This window comes from Streptomyces sp. NBC_00009, assembly GCF_045040855.1.
Classification (GTDB): Bacteria; Actinomycetota; Actinomycetes; order Streptomycetales; family Streptomycetaceae; genus Streptomyces; species Streptomyces aureus.
On the sequence record NZ_CP108312.1, the window covers coordinates 1,121,662 to 1,138,699 of the forward strand.

The window sequence follows — 17,038 nt, forward strand, 5'->3', positions numbered from 1 at the left end:
CTGGGCATGCCGGTGGACTGCGCCGGCATGCGCAGCCTGGACCTCGAAGGACCGCAGGTCCTGTGGCTGGTCGTCCAGGGCGCGCTCGACCTGTTCGCGGTCGACGCGGCCGCCCAGGGCCACTGGCACTTCCTCGGACGCCTGGAGGCGGGCACCCTGCTGCTCGGCCCGGTCGAGGGACCCCAGCACACGCTGGTGGGCCGCCCGTTGCAGGGCTGCCTGCTGCGCCGTATCGGTCTGCGCGAACTCCAGCGCCCCGACTACGGCGACGCCTCGTGGTCGTACGACCAGCAGTACCTCAGCCAGTACGACACCCAGGACGCGGCCCTCAGCCTCCTCGAGCACGCCTTCGCCCTGGGTGTGGGGCGCAGCCAGCGCGTCCTGTTCGAGGCGCCGCTCGACGGCCGGACGGCCGGTGACGACTCCGTGGGCGACGACGACATCCTGTGGCTGCCGATCCTGCCGGGCAGCGTGCAGTACGGGGCGTCGTACAGCGCGGACACCGTGGGCGAGCTGCTCGTCGACGGCTCGATGTGGCAGCGCATGGTCAACCAGCAGTTCCGTCTCCTGTCGGCACTCGACCGGTGGATCGAACGCCTGGAGAGCGCGCACGAGACCCGGACCGCGGCCGGGATCAAGGCGGGCGAGACCGTCCGCGAGGAGGCCGACCGGACGCTGCTCGCGTCCATCGGCCGCCAGGGCAAGGGGGGTGCGCGGCGCGGCTCCTCCTCCGGGAACGGGGACGACGCGACGTACGCCGCATGCAAGCTGGTCGCGACCGCGGCCGGGATCAAGCTGACGGCGCCCGAGCGGAGCGGCGCCGTCAGCGACCGCGTCGACCCGGTCGAGCAGGTCGCCGTCGCCTCACGGATCCGCACCCGCGCGGTCCGCCTCGACGGGCGCTGGTGGCGCGAGAACGCGGGTCCCCTGGTGGGTCACCGCGCGGCGTCCGGCACCCCGGTCGCACTGCTGTGGCGGCGCGGCGGGTACGAGGCAGTGCATCCGTCGAGCGGGCGGCGGACCCGGGTGGACGAGGACAACGCGGAGGAGTTCGAAACGCGGGCCGTCATGCTGTACCGGCCGCTGCCCGACCGGGCGCTGAGCCCACTGCGGCTACTGCGGTTCAGCGCGCGCGGCACCCGGGCCGACGTGCGCAACCTGCTGCTCGCCGGTCTCGTGACGGTCTCGATCGGGGCCCTGGTGCCGGTCGCCACCGGGCGGGTGCTCGGCGTGTACGTGCCGAACGCCCAGACGGACCTCATCGTGCAGGTCTCCCTCGCGGTGATGGTGACGAGCATCGTGTCGGCCGCGTTCATGCTGCTGCAGAACCTGACGATCCTGCGCATGGAGGGCCGGATCGAGAGCGCGCTCCAACCCGCCGTGTGGGACCGCCTGCTGAGGCTGCCGACGCGGTTCTTCGCGTCGCGGTCGACGGGCGAGCTGGCGAGCGCCGCCATGGGCATCAGCTCGATCCGCCGCCTCATGTCCGGCGTGGGGCCGGTGGTGGTGCAGTCCGGCACGGTCGGCGCGATGAACCTCGTCCTGCTCCTCCTCTACAGCGTCCCCCTGGCACTGACCGCGCTCGCCATGCTCGCGGTGATCGCGGGCGTGTTCCTCACGCTCGGGCTGTGGGAGCTGCGCTGGCAGCGCCGTCTCGTCGTTCTCGGCAACAAGCTCAACAACCAGGCGTTCCAGACGCTGCGCGGCCTGCCGAAGCTGCGGGTCGCGGGGGCGGAGAGCTTCGCGTACGCCTCGTGGGCCGGGGAGTTCGCGCGCAGCCGGGAGCTCCAGCGGCGCGCGGGCCGCATCAAGAACCTGACGACGGTCCTCAACGCGGTCTATCTGCCGCTGTGTTCGCTCGTGATGTTCATGCTGCTCGCGGGCCCCGCGCGGGGCACCCTCTCCGCGGGCGACTTCCTCACGTTCAGCACCGCGGTGACGATGCTGCTGTCGTCGGTCACGCAGCTCACGGGCGCCCTGATCTCCGCGGCGGCCGTCCTGCCGATGTTCGAGCAGATCAAGCCCGTCCTCGACGAGGCGCCCGAGGTGCGGGCCGCCAGCACCCAGCCGGGCGAGCTGACCGGCGAGATCGAGGCGCGCGGCGTGTCCTTCCGGTACACGGACGACGGGCCGCTCGTCCTCGACGACGTGAACCTGTCGATCAGGCCGGGCGAGTTCGTCGCGGTCGTCGGGCCGAGCGGCTGCGGCAAGTCCACGCTCCTGCGCCTCCTCATCGGCTTCGACAAACCGGTCTCCGGTGGTGTCCTGTACGACGGCCAGGACCTCGGCGCGCTCGACCAGGCCGCCGTGCGCCGGCAGTGCGGCGTCGTGCTCCAGAATGCGCAGCCGCTGACCGGTTCGATCCTGGACTGCATCTGCGGCGCCGAGGTGTTCACGCAGGAGGAGGCGTGGGAGGCGGCGGCGATGGCGGGGCTCGCCGAGGACATCAAGCGGATGCCGATGGGCCTGCACACGATGATCGCCGGCGGCGGCGCCATCTCCGGCGGCCAGCGCCAGCGCCTGATGATCGCGCAGGCGCTGATCCGCCGGCCGCGCATCCTGTTCTTCGACGAGGCCACGAGCGCGCTCGACAACGAGACCCAGCGCACCGTCATCGACAGCACCCGCGCCCTGAACGCCACGCGCGTCGTCATCGCGCACCGCCTGTCCACGGTGATGGACGCGGACCGGGTGATCGTCATGGCGGACGGCCGCGTCGTCCAGCAGGGACCGCCGGCCCAGCTGCTCGCGGACACGAACGGACGGCTGCACGAGCTGGTGCGGCGTCAGATGGCGTAGCCCGCGCAGGGAACGCGGCTCGCGCAAGGGCCGCAGCCCGCGCAAGGACATTGACAGAACCCCTGAACCCTGTGAACTTCGTGCTCGAAGTTGCTCGAAACGGCAATAGTTCAAGCACTGGTAAACATCGACCGGCCGGGCTCCACGGGTCACTCGGGTTGAGCGGAGATGCACCTTGCACGGATTGCGAAGACTGCGGCAACGGCGGCTGAGACGGCAACGACCGTCTCGCGGGGGCACCTTGGCGGTGATCGGCACGGCCGCACTCCTCGGCGCGACCCTGCTCGGGGCCCCCGCCCAGCAGGCGAAGGCGGCGACCCCCGGCAGCGGCGTCCTGGACGACGGCCACAAGAGCGTGACGTGGCAGAGCCCGGTGTACGCCGCGGGGACCGTGGGCGATCCCGGCAAGTGCCCGGCCGCCGCGGACGACCCCGACAACAAGGTGTGCGACCGCTTCGACCTCAAGGTGTCGGTCCCTGACGGCTATTGGGACGACAACCCCGAGGGCGGCGTGCCCGTCTCGATCGAGTGGGCGAAGCAGCCCACCGACGACTTCGACATGTACGTGTTCGACGACGCGGGCAAGCAGGTCGCCGCCAGCGCGGGCACCGCCGACCCCGAGGCCACGGTGATCCCGAAGGCCAACGGCACGTACCACGTCGTGGTCGTCCCCTACGACGTGCACGACAACTCCTTCGTCGGCAAGGCCTATCTGCCCGAGACGACCGACGCGGGCGACCTGACCTCCTTCACGGGCAAGGACGGCAGCTACACCATCGGGGCCGGCGCCCTCAAGGCGCGGGCCGACTTCCTGACGGGCGGTCAACTGCGGCTCCAGGCCGACCCGTCCGGCACGTTCAGCGATCCGGCCGGCTCGCAGATCGTGCGCAAGCAGCCCGCCCTCGACCAGCACACGTCGTCCTTCGACGCGGGCGCGTACTACGGCATCCGCTCCGCCGGCGCCGTCCTGCGCGTCTACAAGAAGCCGCTGCGCTTCGGCCTCTACAAGGCCGACAACCGGACGCGGATCTGGCAGGAGGACAAGCCCCTGCGCTGGTCCACCGGCGGCATGCGGCAGAGCCTGGAGCGCGGCAAGGATGAGCAGTTCTTCGGCGGCGGCGAGCAGAACGGCTCGTTCTCGCACCGCGACAAGACGGTCTACGTCGCGAACAACACCAACTGGAACGAGGGCGGTTACAACAACTCGCAGCCGTTCTACCTCTCTTCGGCGGGCTACGGCGTCTACCGCAACACCTTCGCCCCGGGCGTCTACGACTTCGGCCCCTCGGTCCACGCGGGCCAGCAGGAGCGCCGCCTCGACGCGTACTACTTCCTCGGTGACGCGAAGAAGGTGATCGGCGGCTACACGTCGCTGGTCGGCAAGCCGTTCATGCCGCCGGTGTACGGCCTCGAACCCGGCGACGCCGACTGCTATCTCCACAACGCCAATCAGGGCGAGCGCCACACCCTCGACTCACTGAAGGTCGCCGACGGGTACGTCGACAACCAGATGCCGCTCGGCTGGATGCTCGTCAACGACGGCTACGGCTGCGGCTACGAGAACCTCGCCGAGACCGCGAAGGGCCTCCAGGACCGGGGCGCAGAGATGGGCCTGTGGACCCAGGACGGCATCGGCAAGCTCGCCGAGCAGGTGAAGGCCGGGCAGCGTGTCGCGAAGCTCGACGTCGCCTGGATCGGCAACGGCTACGGCATGTCCCTGGACGCCTGCGACAAGGCGAAGGCCGGCATCGAGGACAACAGCGACGCGCGCGGCTTCGTCTGGATGCCCGTCTCGTGGGCGGGCGCGCAGCGCTGCGGCGTGCTGTGGAGCGGCGACCAGAAGCTGTCGTGGGACTTCGTGCGCTGGCAGATCCCGACGTACGCGGGCGCCACGATGTCGGGCATCGCGTACAACACCGGTGACGTCGGCAGCATCTACAGCCACGACGCCAAGATGTACGCGCGTGACCTCCAGGCCAAGACGTTCCTGCCGGCCATCATGACGATGGACGGCTGGGCGCGGGACATCACCACGAAGCAGAAGATCAACCAGCAGCCGTGGGTGGACGGCGAGCCCTACACATCCATCAACCGCAAGTACCTCCAGCTGCGCGAGCGCCTGCTGCCGTACCTGTACACGCTGTCCGCCGAGGCGGCGAAGACCGGCGTCGGCGGGGTGCGCCCGCTCTACCTGGAGTACCCGGACGACCCCGCCACGCTGGGCGCGAACGCCAAGTACGAGTACCTGGCGGGCGACGACTTCCTGGTCGCCCCGGTCTACAAGGACTCGGACACCCGCGACGGCATCTACCTGCCCAAGGGCACGTGGACGGACTACTGGACAGGCAAGACGTACCACGGTCCGACCACGATCGACGGCTACCACGCGCCCATCGACACGCTCCCCCTCTTCGTCAAGTCCGGTGCGGTCGTGCCGATGTGGCCGAAGGGGACGACATCGTACAAGTCCCGTGACGTCCACGAGCTGGACTGGGACGTGTACCCGCAGGGCCGCTCCTCCTACACGCTGTACGAGGACGACGGGGTGACCCGCGACTTCGCCAAGGGCGCGTCGGCGACGCAGCACGTCACCGTCGACCAGGGCGAGCACGCGACCGAGGTCAACGTCGGTGCGAGCAAGGGCAGTTACAAGAACAAGCCCGACGCCCGCGCCTACCGGTTCACCGTCCACGGCGAGAGCGCGCCGCACCGGGTGTCGGCGGAGGGGCGCACCCTGCCCCGCGTCGGCTCGGCGGACGCGCTCGCCGCGGCCGGGTCCGGCTGGTACTACGACGCGGACACGGGAGTGACGACGGTGAAGACCGCGCGCCAGTCCCTCGACCGCGACTTCACGGTGACGCTGCGGCGCTGATCCACGGTACGGAGTGAGGTGAGGGCGGGTCCGCTGGTGCGGGCCCGCCCTCGGCCATTGCCTGCACTCCGGGTCAACTGCCTTCGGGGCCGCGCCGGATTCCCGGCGCTGGCCCCACCCCCACCCCCACACCGCACCAGGCGGTTTGCTTGTGCGACGCGGGCTGCTCGTACGATGTCCCCCAATGCGTCCGCGCGAGAGCACGGAGAAAGGGGTGAGGGTGTCCGCTACGGCCGATTCGCGGCGTCGTGTCCGCGTTGCGCCCGCCAACCCCGAGGCCGCCGCCGTTCTCACGTCATGGGCGGAGCAAGGGGATTCCCTGCTCGACGTGGCGGAACTCGACCTGTCCCACGCCGACCTCTCCGGCCTCGACCTGGCCGTGGGGCTGCTCACCGGGACCGTGCTGCGCGGCGCCCGGCTCATCGGCACGGACCTGTATCGCGCGCACATGGAAGGCGCGGTCCTGGAAGGTGCCGATCTCTCCCGCGCCTGCCTGACGAAGGCGATCCTCGACGAGGCCGACCTGAGGGGCGCGGTCTTCGTGGAGGCGAATCTCGGCAGCGCGGAGCTCTACGGCGTCGACGCGCGGGCGGCCTCTTTCCGCGGCGCGCGGCTCAACGGTGCCTCGTTCCTCGACGCGCGTCTGGACGGCGCCGACCTCGCCGGCGCCTCGGTGCGCGAGACGTCCCTCAAGGCGGTTCTCGACGACCGCACGCGCGTCGAGGGCCTCACCGGCACCGTCTTCGGTCCCGCACGCCTCGAAGGAAACGGTCCGCCGCGCGAGCTGTCCGGCCTCGCACTCGAAGAGTGGCTGAACAGCCGCGGCGCGACCGTCCAGGTCCTCGATTCCCGGACCAGCGGGACCGCAGGGAACGTACGCAACCGGCCATTTCCTCCCGCCGGGACCCCGTCCACCACGCCGACCAGCACGTCTTCGGCCCGATGATAGGTTCAAACGCGTGATATCGACGGGGCCACTGAGCCGTACGGCGCTGAGCCGAGTCACCTTGGTGGGTGCGCGCAGACGTGTCGAACTCGTCCTGCCGTCCCGCGAGCCGCTCGGCGTGCTCCCGCCGGAAGTCCTGCGCCTCCTCGACGACGGCAGCTCCCCGCACGACCGCCTCATCGCCGCCGACGGGTCGGCACTCGAACCCGACAGCACGCTGGAGTCCGCGGGTGTGTCCGACGGTGCGGTGCTGCGCCTCGTACGCAGCGAAGGATCGGCGTCCACGTCTGCGGAAGACATCTGCATCGACCTGCGCACCTGGCGCCGGCGGCCCGCCGCCCGCAGGGTGGTGGCCGGTGCGGCCACGGTCGTCTGGGCCGTTCTCGCCGGACTCCTCGCACGCCAGGGCCAGGCGGACGCGCTGTCCGCCGTCGGCGGCACGCTCCTCGCCGGGCACGACGGCTCGGGCGCGGTGGGGCCGCCCGCCGCGCTGGTCGTACTCGCGCTGATGTCGCTCGGGGTGCTCGCCGTGCGGCCCGCAGAACCTGTGCGGGTCCGGCTGCGCCGCGTCGGCGACGTACTCGAATCGGTCGGTGTGATCGCGCTGCTCCCGTTGGTGATCGGCGTGTTCGGTGTGTACGGGCGTCTGCTCGGCACCTTCGCGTAAGGGCTCGGGGAATGACGCAGAGCGACTGGCAGAACAACGTACTGAGGGACCTGCTCAGGCAGACCCAGGCACAACTGGGCGGGGAGGACGGCGGGATGGCGGCGTCTGAGGTGCCGGGTTCCGGGGTGGCGGGGCAGGACTCCGGGGCAGGTGGCGAGGCGGAGACCTCAGTGGCGCCACCGCCCGCGCCCGGGCGCGCCCGGCTTCCGCGCCGGCGCCCCAACACGGCCCCGTCACCGGGCGCGGGCCCCGGCCCTTCGCCCTCACCGCCGCTCGACCCGGACGCCGACGCAACGGATGGGCCGGAGCCCCGGACGGTCACCCCGGCGCCGCGCCAGACGTCCACCCCGGTTCCGCGCCGGACGGCGTCACTGGCGGCGCGCCTGGCGGCAGGCCGAGCGGGCCGTCCGACTCCGCCGGCGGACGCGGACGCCACCTCTGAGGCGCCCGCACCCGCGCATGCCCCGGCGCCGGGCGCGCCAGCGTCTCTGCTCAAGGCCGACGTCACGGACGCGGCACCGGTCCCGGAGGCATCAACCGACGCCCCCGCCGACGCGCCGGCGGCCCCAGAGCCCCCGGCGCCAGCGCCCCGACCCATCGGCACGGGCTCCTCTGCGATACCGAACGTGTCCATCGAGATCCAGACGAAGGCCACACCAACACCCGTACCGCCGGCCGAGATCACGGACGCCGCGCCGCCCGTCCCGGTAACAGCCACCCACACCCCGGCTCCGGACGCACCAACCCCCACTCCGCGAGCCGACATCACGAACGCCGCGCCCGTCCCGAAGGCAGCCACCCCCACCCCGGCCCCCGGCGCACCGACCCCCAACCCCCGAGCCGACATCACGGACGCCCCGCCCACCCCCGACGCCCCCGCCCACACCCCGGCGCCCACCCCACCCCCGTACACCCCGGCCTCACCGCTGCCGCCCGCTCCGGCCCCCTCAGGACTCCCCGCCCCCTACACACCCGTGCCCGCGCCGGCCCCCCAGCCGCACACGCCCGCAGTCGCCCCCAACTCCCGCTCGCGGAACTCCCGCCTCCCCGCCGTCACCCCCGAATCCGTCCCCACCGTCGACCCGCGGCTCGCGGGCTCGCTCGGGCGGCCTCAGCACGGGGACACCGTGGCCCGGCGTACCGGGCGTTCACTGCGCAGGCTCGCCTCGTCCGCCGCGCAGGAGGTGTCCGAAGAGACGCGTCTCGCACGGGAGTTGCAGCAGCCGGTGTCCAACGGCCGGGTGGTCGCCGTGACGTCCATCCGCGGCGGGGTGGGCAAGACCACCGTGTCCGCCCTCCTCGCCCGCACCCTCAACCACTACCGCCACGACCCGGTGCTCGCGCTGGAAGCGGACGCCGCTCTCGGCACGCTGCCGGTGCGGCTCGGTGCCGAGTCGGTGCGCTGGTCGTGCCCGGACCTGGCGCAGATCCTCAAACCGTCGATGCAACTCATCGACGTCACCGGCTATCTCGTGCCGGTCACCGACGGCGGCTGGCTGCTGCCGGCGAGCCAGGGCCGCGTCGGCGCCCCGCTGGACGTGCCCACGTACCGGACCGTGTCGCTCGCCCTGCGGCGCTACTTCGCCATGATGGTCGTGGACTGCGAGACGCTGCCGGGCGAGGTGGCGCGTACGGCGATGGACACGGCGCACGCGCGGGTGGTCGTCGCCCCGATGACGGTGGAGGGTGTGGGCGGCACGCGCGTGGTGCTCGACTGGCTGGCGCAGCTGCCGAAGGCGGCTCTGGCCAGTACCGTCGTCGCACTCACGTCGAGCGCGCCCGACATGACGCTGGACCTGAAGGCGGCGACCGCCCATCTGCGCGAGACGGGGGTCGCGGTGGTGCACCTGCCGTACGACCGTCATCTGGCGGCGGGAGGCCCCATCCGGACGGCACTCCTGTCGGAGGCGACGCGCCGAGCGGCCACGGGTCTGGCGGCCGAGGCGGTGCAGCGGGCGGCGAGGTAGCGGCGGCACGGCAGTTGGGCGTGCCGGACCTCGCGAGCCCGGCACGCCTCAAACGAGACCAGACCCCGCGAGCCCAGCCTGATCCAGGCGAAAGGCCCTAGGTGAGCAGGGCGATGAACAGGGCGACCGGAGGGACGACGAGGCCTGCGGCCATCAACCAGCCCGTCCTCTCCGACGTCTTTTCGCCGACCTTGACGCACAGCGGCGTCACCAGGGCGAGATAGAGGAACAGCGGCACGACGATGATGCCAAGGCCCATGCTGTGTCCCTTCGATCGGGCGTCCGGTACTGCTCGGCCGATGCCGCAGTCCATCACATCGCACTCGCCGCAGACGTCACCGCCCGCGCTGAGTTCACCCCCAGCTGGAACACCGGACGGACGAGCGCTCCACCGGGACCCGGCTCCCACGACCGGGGCCCGACCGGGCCGACCCATCGGCACCACCGGCACCGAAGCCGAGCCCGAAGCCGATGCCCGCGGCCGCACCCTCCCCCTCACCCGAACCCGTGGCGCGGTCCGTCTCGCCGGAGAGCGCCACGGACTGACCGCACGCCCGGCGGCCCGTCAGATGAACCGGCCGCCCGCCACCTCCAGGACGCAGCCCGTCGTGTACGACGACAGGTCGGAGGCGAGGAACAGGACCGTGCCCGCGACCTCCTCGGGTTCGCCGGCGCGGCGCATCGGTACCTCGGCGAGCTTGGCGTTCCAGATGTCCTCGCGCAGGGACTCCGTCATCTCGGTGCGGATCAGGCCGGGCTGGACGGCGTTGACGCGTACGCCCCGGTGGGCGAGTTCCTTCGCGGCGGCCTTGGTGAGGCCGACGAGACCGGCCTTGGCCGCGCTGTAGTTGGTCTGTCCGACCATGCCGACCTTGCCGGAGATCGACGAGATGTTGACGATCGAGCCGCTCCCCTGCTCGCGCATGACCTCGGCGGCCGCTCGGGTGCCCAGCCAGGCCCCCTTGAGGTGGACGTCGACGACCGCGTCGAAGTCGGCCTCGGACATCTTGCGCAGGGTGGCATCCCGTGTGATGCCCGCGTTGTTGACCATCACATCGAGGGAACCGAACCGCTCGGCACAGCCGCGTACGGCGGCCTTCACCGCGTCGGCGTCGGTGACGTCGCAGGTGACGGCGGCCACCTGGGTGCCGGTGGAGTCGAGGGCGCGGGCGCTCGCCTCGGCCGCGGGCCCGTCGATGTCGGCGATGACGACGCGCGCGCCGTTCTTGTGGAAGGCCGTGGCGATGGCGAGGCCGATCCCCTTGGCGGCCCCGGTGACCAGGGCGCTCCTGCCGTGCAGCATGGGTTGAATCTCCTTGCCGGATACGTCAGTTGAGGGTTTCGGCGGTGCCGAGCAGCGCGGTGACCTGGCTGGAGAGCACGCCTCCGTTGCCGTGGGCGAGGGCGACGCGGGCCCCGTCGACCTGGCGTTCGTCGCAGTCGCCGCGCAGTTGGCGTACGGCCTCGATGACGGTGAAGATGCCGTACATGCCGGGGTGGCCGTACGAGAGGCCGCCGCCGTTGGTGTTGACGGGGAGCCTGCCGCCGGGCGCGATGCCGCCGTCGGCGACGAAGGGACCGCCCTCTCCCTTGGCGCAGAACCCGAGGTCCTCCAGGAACAGGACGGGGTTGATGGTGAACGCGTCGTACAGCTCGACGACGTCCACGTCGCCCGGGGTGAGCCCCGCCATGTCGAAGGCGCGGCGTCCGGACTCGGTCGCCGCCGTCACGGTGAGGTCGGGCATCCGCGAGATGTTGCGGTGCCAGGTGGCCTCGCCCCCGCCGAGCAGATAGGCGGGCGCGGCGGCCAGGTCGCGGGCCCGCTCGGCCGAGGTGACGACGAGGGCGCCGCCGCCGTCGGTGACGAGGCAGCAGTCCCGTACGGTCAGCGGGTCGCTGATCATACGGGAGCCGAGGACGTCCTCGCGGGTGAGCGGCTTGCGTTCGAAGGCGGCCGGGTTGAGCTGCGCCCACGCCCGCGCCGCGACCGCCACATCGGCCAGCTGTTCCCGCGTGGTCCCGTACTCGTACATGTGCCGCGAGGTCGCGAGCGCGTACATGCTCAGCGGGTAGCGGGGGCCGTACGGCTCCTCGTACGGGTCCGGCCTGGTCGGGGAGACGAGGCGGCCGCCGTCGGAGCGCTGCGTACTGCCGTACACGATCAGCGCGGTGGTGCACAGGCCCTGCTCGATCGCGGCGGCCGCGTGCAGGAGGTGGGAGACGAAGGAGCTGCCGCCGATGTTGGTGCCGTCGAGGTGGCGGGGGCGGATGCCGAGGTACTCGGCGGTGTCCATGGCGGCCATCGGCAGGTACGACGAGGCGGTGAATAGGCCGTCGACCTCCGACTTGGCGATGCCCGCGTCGGCGAGGGCGCGGGCGGTGGCCTGGCCGACGAGGTCGAGGTGGGTGAGGCCGGGGGCGACCTCGCCGAGGTCGGACTCGGCCACGCCGACGACGGCGGCCCTGCCGCGCAGCGACTGTGTCATCGGGCGTCCTCCTTCGGCTCGAAGACGGCGGTGTCGCCGTCCGCTGTCGTACGGAACCGGACGCGGTCGCCGATCGCGACGTCCTCCGGAGCGGGCCCCTCGACCCGCGACATCATGCGGAAGCCGTCGTCGAGGTCGACGAGTACGACGTTGTGCGCGCTGTCGCGGCCGCGCACGACGGTGGTCGCGTACACGGTGCCGTCACCGGTGCTGCGTTCCCAGCTCAGCTTCTGCGCACCGCAGTCGGGGCAGAGGGTGCGGGGCGGGAAGACGGCGGACGCGCAGTGCGCGCAGCGCTGGTAGCGCAGTTCGCCGCGGCTGAGGCCGGCGCGGTGGGCGAGGGCCGGGGACCGGTGTTCCGGTGTCACGGCGTCTTCACGGGGGGCGAGTGGGTTCATCGTGCGTCCTGTTCCGAAGGGGCGCTCAGCAGGGCGAGGCAGTCCACGGCGACGGCGCCGTCGCCCGCCGCGCCGCACAGCAGCGGGTTCACGTCGAGTTCGAGGAGGTCGTCGGCGAGGTCGGTGGCGAGCCAGGACAGGCGGACGAGCGCGTCCGCCACGGCGTCGACGTCGCGCGCGGGCGCGCCGCGCACCCCGTCGAGGACCCGCGCCGCGCGCAGCGAGCGCAGCATGCGCACCGCCCCCGCGTGGTCGACGGGGGCCACGGCGACCTGGCTGTCGTCGAGTACGTCGACGAGGACACCGCCGAACCCGGCGACCACGACGGGCCCGAACGCGGCGTCGCGCTGGATGCCGAGGATCAGCTCGGTGCGGTCGCCGCCCGCCATGCGCTGCACGAGGAGCCGCGCGTCGCCGACGCCCGCGCGGGCCGCGGCGGCGAGGATGTCCCGCGCGGCGTCACGCACGCCGTCCGGCGTGGTCAGGCCGAGCCGCACGCCCCCCATGTCGCTCTTGTGGGCGATGTCTGCCGACAGCAGCTTGACGGCCAGGGGCCCTTCGAGGTCCGCCGCCGCCCGTACGGCTTCCTCGGGGTCGCGCGCGGTGCGGGCTTGCGCGCAGTGGAGTCCGTAGGCGGCGATGAGCCGGGCCGACTCGTACTCGTCGAGCCTGGTACGGCCCTGGGCGCGGCCCTCGTCGATGACCGCGCGGGCGGCCTGCGGGTCGGTGCCCGTGGGGCGTGCGCCCGTCGGAAGGGGCGGGCGAAGGCTGAAGTCGGCGAGGTGCCCGAGGGCCGCGGCGGCCCGGCCCGGGTCGCTGTAGCAGGGCACGCCCAGCTCGCGGAGCCGCTGCCGCGCCCTGCCGTTGCCGCCGGTCCAGACGACGACGAGCGGCTGGTCGGTGGAGCCGTGCGCCTTCGCGATGGCGTCGGTCAGCTCGTCGATGTCGCCGTCGGCGTTGCCGAGCAGCACGCCGATCATGTCGGTTCCGGGGTGTTCGAGGGCGACGTCGAGGGCGCGGCGCAGCATGTCGGGTTCGCTGACGAGCGCGGCGGTCAGGTCGACGGGGTTGCGGGGCGAGCCGAACGGGGGGATGACGCCGGCCATGCGCCGCTGCCACTGTTCGTCCCAGGTGTCGACGGCGATGCCGTGGGTGGCGGCCTCGTCGGCCATGAGGACTCCGGCGCCGCCCGACAGGGAGAGGGTGGTGAGGCGGCGGCCCCTGGTGCGGCGGCCGGTGGCGAAGATCTGGGCGGCGTCCAGCATGGGTTCGACGCCGCTCACGCGGGTGAGGCCGAACTGGCGTGCCGCGCCGTCGAAGACGCGGTCCTCGCCGGCCAGTGACGCGGTGTGCGACTGGGCGGCGCGGGCACCGGCGGCGGAGCGGCCCACCTTCACGGCGATGACGGGCTTGTCGGCCGCGTGCGCGGCGCGGGCCGCGTCGAGGAGCCCGGGGCCGTCGCTGACGCCTTCGAGGTAGGCGAGGAGGACCTTCGACTCGTCGGTTGCGGCGAACGCGCCGAGGAGTTCGGACACCGAGATGTCGACCTCGTTGCCGGTGTTGACGTAGTGGGCGAGGCCGATGCCGTACTGGCGGGCCTCGCTGAAGATGAACGAGCCGAAGGCGCCGCTCTGGCTGACGAACGCGACGGGGCCCGGGCGCAGTTCGATGTTCTCGTCGAGCGCCGACGTGAAGGTGGGCACCGCCCGGTCGTGGACGCTGATGAGGCCGAGGCAGTTGGGCCCGAGGACGCGGACGCCGCTCTCCTCGGCGGCTGCCTTCAACTCCCTTTGGAGTTCGGCTCCTTGTTCGCCGGTCTCGGCGTAACCGGCGGCCGCGACGATCGCCGCCTTGATGCCGCGCCGGCCGCACGCCCGGATGCCGTCGGCCGCGTGGGCGGCGTCGAGCATGACCATCGCGAGGTCGATGTCGCCGTCGATCGCGTCGAGGGTCGGGTGGGCGGGCAGGCCCTGGACGGTGGCGCGGCGGGAGTTCACGGGCAGGATGCGGCCCGCGTATCCGAAGCGCTTGAGGTAGTCGATGGGGCGCCCCGACAGCTTTCGGGGGTTGTCGGAGGCGCCGAGTACGGCGATCGAGCGGGGGTGGAGCAGGGTGTCGACGAGGTCCGTGCGGGACGGTCGCGCGCTCATGCCCGGGCCTCCCGCAGCAGCCCCTTGCCGATGATGAGTTTCTGGATCTCGCTGGTGCCCTCGTAGATGCGGAAGAGGCGCGCGTCACGGTAGAGGCGCTCGACGGTCGAGTCGCTCATGTAGCCGCTGCCGCCGTGCACTTGAACGGCGCGGTCGACGACCCGGCACACCATCTCGCTGCAGAACAGCTTGGCGCTGGAGGGCCCCATGCGGGTGTCGGTGCCCGCGTCGAACGCCTCGGCGGCGGCAAGCACCAGGGAGCGGCCCGCGAGGAGTTCGGCGTGCGACTCGGCGAGGAGTTCCTGGACGAGCTGGAAGCGGCCGATGGACTCGCCGCCCTGCTCGGCGGTGGCGGCGTAGCGCACGGCCTCGTCGAGTGCGCGGGCCGCGAGGCCGACGCACAGGGCCGCGATGTGCAGGCGGCCGCGCGTGAGGGAGGCCATCGCGGCGCGGAATCCGGTGCCGGGCTCACCGCCGAGTACGGCGTCGGCGGGGACCCGCGCGTCGTCGAAGTAGACCGGTGCGGTGTGGGCGCCGCGCTGGCCCATCTTGCGGTCAGGCGGCCCGATCCGTACGCCCGGCGCCGTGCTCTCCACGAGGAAGGCGGAGATTCCGCGGTGGGCCTCGGCGTCGGGGTCGGTCCGCGCGAAGACGACGAACAGGTCGGCGTGGTCGGCGTTGGTGATGAACCGCTTGGCGCCGGACAGGACCCAGCCGTCGCCCTCGCGGACGGCGCGGGTGCGTACGCCGCTGGGGTCCGAGCCCGCGCCGTCCTCGGTGAGGGCGAACGAGGCGACGGCGGAACCGGTGGCGAGCGCGGGCAGCCAGCGCTTCTGCTGCTCGGGCGTGCCGAAGTTCACCAGGGCCTTGCCCGCGATGCCGTTGTTGGTGCCGAGCATGGAGCGGAACGCCGGTGTGGTCCAGCCGAGTTCGATGGCCAGGCGCACGTCCTGGCGCATGTCGAGGCCGAGCCCGCCGTACTCCTCGGGCAGCGCCCAGCCGAACAGGCCCATGTCGGCGGCGCCGCGCCGCAGCCGCTCGGGTATGGCGTCGCTCTGCTCGATCTCCTCCTCCAGCGGCACGACTTCACCGCGGACGAAGTCCTTCACGGTGCGCAGGATGTCCTCGAAGACATCGGAGTCCATGACTGTGTCTCCCTCATGTCGGGGCCTGTCCGGCCTGTTACTTGACTGATCGTCAGAGCGCGGCGGGCTGTTGCGTCGCGTCTGCCGCCACGGCGTCCCGCTCCTCGGCGGCCGCGGTGCGCGCGAGCAGGGCGCGGGCACCGAAGAGCGAGAGCAGCACCATCAGGACGGCGAAGGCCACGACGGGCACGATCGACCCGGTGGCGGTGAGCAGCGCCTGCCCGATGAGGGGCGTGCCGCCGCCGAAGAGCATCCCGGCCGCGGAGTACGACACCGAGATGCCGGTGTAGCGGACGCGGGCGGGGAACGCCTGGGCGAGCATGCCGGCGAGGAGTGCGTAGAACATGACGTGCGGCAGCGTCGCGATGACCATGCCGAGCAGGGTGAGGCCGAAGCTGCGGGTCGAGATCAGCCAGAACAGCACGGGCATGGCCGGGATCTCGAGGATCAGCAGGACGGTGACGACCTTGCGGGTGTTCCAGCGGCTGCCGAGGACGGCGCCGAAGGGCTGGGCGACGAACTGCGCGACCGTGGCGAGCAGGATGATCGTGAGCATGCTGTCGCGGGACATGCCGAGGTCGTTGGTGGCCCAGGACAGGGCGAAGGTGTTCTTGAGGTACGAGGCGACGTACGCGATGACGGAGGCGGCGAGCCCGAGCGCGACCGTCGTCTTGTGGGTGCGCAGCAGCTCGACGAGGGGCAGCCGTGCGACCTGTTCCGTCTCCTTGAGCCGCAGCAGTTCGGGGGATTCCTGGATGCGCATCCGCACGATCAGACCGACGATCACGAGCAGCGCGGAGGCGAGGAAGGGCAGGCGCCAGCCCCACGTCACGAAGGCGGCGTCGGGGAGCTGCGTGACGGCGGTGAAGGCGAGGACGGCGAGGATCTGGCCGGTGGGCGAGCCCTGCTGGGCGAAGGCGCCGAAGAGGAACCCGCGGCGCCGCTCGGTGTGTTCGGTCGCGATGAGTACGGCTCCGCCCCATTCGCCGCCCACGGCGACGCCCTGCACGACGCGCAGCAGGACGAGCAGGACCGGGGCCAGGACGCCGACCGTGTCGTACGTGGGCAGCAGGCCCATGCCCGCGGTGGCGACGCCCATGAGGAGAAGCGTCGCGATGAGCGTGTTCTTACGGCCGATGCGGTCGCCCAGGTGCCCGAAGACGATGCTGCCGAGGGGGCGGGCGACGAAGCCGATCCAGAACGTCGCGAAGGATGCGAGGACGCCGACGGCGGGTGACGCCTCGGGGAAGAAGAGTTTCCCGAGAACAATCGCCGACGCGGTCCCGAATATGTAGAAGTCGTACCACTCGATGGTGGTTCCGATGAATGCGGCAATTCCCGCTCGCCGCCCCATCTTCTCGTCTGCGACGAGTTTGCGTCTCACCCTTGCCACACTCCTTCGGGAGGCAATTCGGATTCACCGAAAGCCCGTCTCACGTGGGTAGTTGGGCCAATGGCGCGCTTATTGAATTCCGGCCTCCGTGCGGCCGCTTTTCGCGTCTGGTGAAATTTACCGTATCACCGGATGTGTGATGCAACTAACACATTGTTGGCCATCGATTTATTCGCCTGGGCGACATAATCTCGACGCACCGGAACGAAACGGCT

Annotated in this window: 12 protein-coding genes; 5 read left to right on the forward strand and 7 right to left on the reverse strand. The window is 71.9% G+C overall.

Going from position 1 to position 17,038, the window contains the following annotated elements:
- Window positions 1-6 precede the first annotated feature (6 nt).
- The 5 genes from OHA58_RS05105 (at window position 7) to OHA58_RS05125 (ending at window position 9,251) form a co-directional block, all read left to right on the forward strand.
- A complete protein-coding gene (locus OHA58_RS05105; protein WP_405484791.1) occupies window positions 7-2,799 on the forward strand; it encodes an NHLP bacteriocin export ABC transporter permease/ATPase subunit in 2,793 nt (930 codons plus the stop codon).
- 247 nt (window positions 2,800-3,046) lie between these two features.
- The gene (locus OHA58_RS05110; RefSeq protein WP_405484793.1) at window positions 3,047-5,671 is read left to right on the forward strand and encodes a TIM-barrel domain-containing protein; all 2,625 of its coding nucleotides are present in this window, start codon (window positions 3,047-3,049) and stop codon (window positions 5,669-5,671) included.
- Between the two features lie 220 nt (window positions 5,672-5,891).
- The gene (locus tag OHA58_RS05115) at window positions 5,892-6,617 is read left to right on the forward strand and encodes a pentapeptide repeat-containing protein (RefSeq protein ID WP_405476847.1); all 726 of its coding nucleotides are present in this window, start codon (window positions 5,892-5,894) and stop codon (window positions 6,615-6,617) included.
- Window positions 6,618-6,630: 13 nt separating this feature from the next.
- Window positions 6,631-7,284, forward strand: coding sequence for an EsaB/YukD family protein (locus OHA58_RS05120; RefSeq protein WP_405476849.1), 654 nt, complete (start codon window positions 6,631-6,633; stop codon window positions 7,282-7,284).
- 626 nt (window positions 7,285-7,910) lie between these two features.
- Complete coding sequence (locus OHA58_RS05125) at window positions 7,911-9,251, forward strand: type VII secretion protein (protein ID WP_405476851.1); 1,341 nt, start codon at window positions 7,911-7,913, stop codon at window positions 9,249-9,251.
- A 97-nt stretch (window positions 9,252-9,348) separates the two neighbouring features.
- Here OHA58_RS05125 and OHA58_RS05130 read toward each other — a convergent pair whose 3' ends face one another.
- The 7 genes from OHA58_RS05130 to OHA58_RS05160 all read right to left on the reverse strand — a co-directional run bounded on the left by OHA58_RS05130 (window position 9,349) and on the right by OHA58_RS05160 (window position 16,814).
- The gene (locus tag OHA58_RS05130; protein ID WP_405476852.1) at window positions 9,349-9,510 is read right to left on the reverse strand and encodes a hypothetical protein; all 162 of its coding nucleotides are present in this window, start codon (window positions 9,508-9,510) and stop codon (window positions 9,349-9,351) included.
- A gap of 306 nt (window positions 9,511-9,816) precedes the next feature.
- Complete coding sequence (fabG, locus tag OHA58_RS05135; RefSeq protein ID WP_405476854.1) at window positions 9,817-10,554, reverse strand: 3-oxoacyl-ACP reductase FabG; 738 nt, start codon at window positions 10,552-10,554, stop codon at window positions 9,817-9,819.
- Window positions 10,555-10,579: 25 nt separating this feature from the next.
- Window positions 10,580-11,737 carry a thiolase gene (locus tag OHA58_RS05140; protein WP_405476856.1) on the reverse strand — a complete coding sequence of 386 codons (1,158 nt, stop codon included), beginning with the start codon at window positions 11,735-11,737 and terminating at the stop codon, window positions 10,580-10,582.
- A complete protein-coding gene (locus OHA58_RS05145) occupies window positions 11,734-12,135 on the reverse strand; it encodes a Zn-ribbon domain-containing OB-fold protein (protein WP_405476858.1) in 402 nt (133 codons plus the stop codon). Before OHA58_RS05145 ends, OHA58_RS05140 begins: the two co-directional genes overlap by 4 nt.
- Window positions 12,132-14,285 (reverse strand): acetate--CoA ligase family protein, encoded by a 2,154-nt coding sequence (locus OHA58_RS05150; RefSeq protein WP_405476860.1) that lies wholly within the window; start codon window positions 14,283-14,285, stop codon window positions 12,132-12,134. The genes OHA58_RS05145 and OHA58_RS05150 overlap by 4 nt, the downstream gene beginning before the upstream one ends.
- Window positions 14,282-15,430 carry an acyl-CoA dehydrogenase family protein gene (locus tag OHA58_RS05155; protein WP_405476861.1) on the reverse strand — a complete coding sequence of 383 codons (1,149 nt, stop codon included), beginning with the start codon at window positions 15,428-15,430 and terminating at the stop codon, window positions 14,282-14,284. Before OHA58_RS05155 ends, OHA58_RS05150 begins: the two co-directional genes overlap by 4 nt.
- 52 nt (window positions 15,431-15,482) lie before the next feature.
- Window positions 15,483-16,814, reverse strand: coding sequence for an MFS transporter (locus OHA58_RS05160; RefSeq protein WP_405476863.1), 1,332 nt, complete (start codon window positions 16,812-16,814; stop codon window positions 15,483-15,485).
- Window positions 16,815-17,038: the final 224 nt, after the last annotated feature.

Bases quoted from the DNA above. Each gene is read 5' to 3' on its own strand.
- OHA58_RS05130 (WP_405476852.1), bottom strand. From the start codon at position 9,510: ATGGGCCTTGGCATCATCGTCGTGCCGCTGTTCCTCTATCTCGCCCTG.
- OHA58_RS05145 (WP_405476858.1), bottom strand. From the start codon at position 12,135: ATGAACCCACTCGCCCCCCGTGAAGACGCCGTGACACCGGAACACCGG.
- OHA58_RS05150 (WP_405476860.1), bottom strand. From the start codon at position 14,285: ATGAGCGCGCGACCGTCCCGCACGGACCTCGTCGACACCCTGCTCCAC.
- OHA58_RS05105 (WP_405484791.1), top strand. From the start codon at position 7: ATGCCGGTGGACTGCGCCGGCATGCGCAGCCTGGACCTCGAAGGACCG.
- OHA58_RS05155 (WP_405476861.1), bottom strand. From the start codon at position 15,430: ATGGACTCCGATGTCTTCGAGGACATCCTGCGCACCGTGAAGGACTTC.
- fabG (WP_405476854.1), bottom strand. From the start codon at position 10,554: ATGCTGCACGGCAGGAGCGCCCTGGTCACCGGGGCCGCCAAGGGGATC.
- OHA58_RS05140 (WP_405476856.1), bottom strand. From the start codon at position 11,737: ATGACACAGTCGCTGCGCGGCAGGGCCGCCGTCGTCGGCGTGGCCGAG.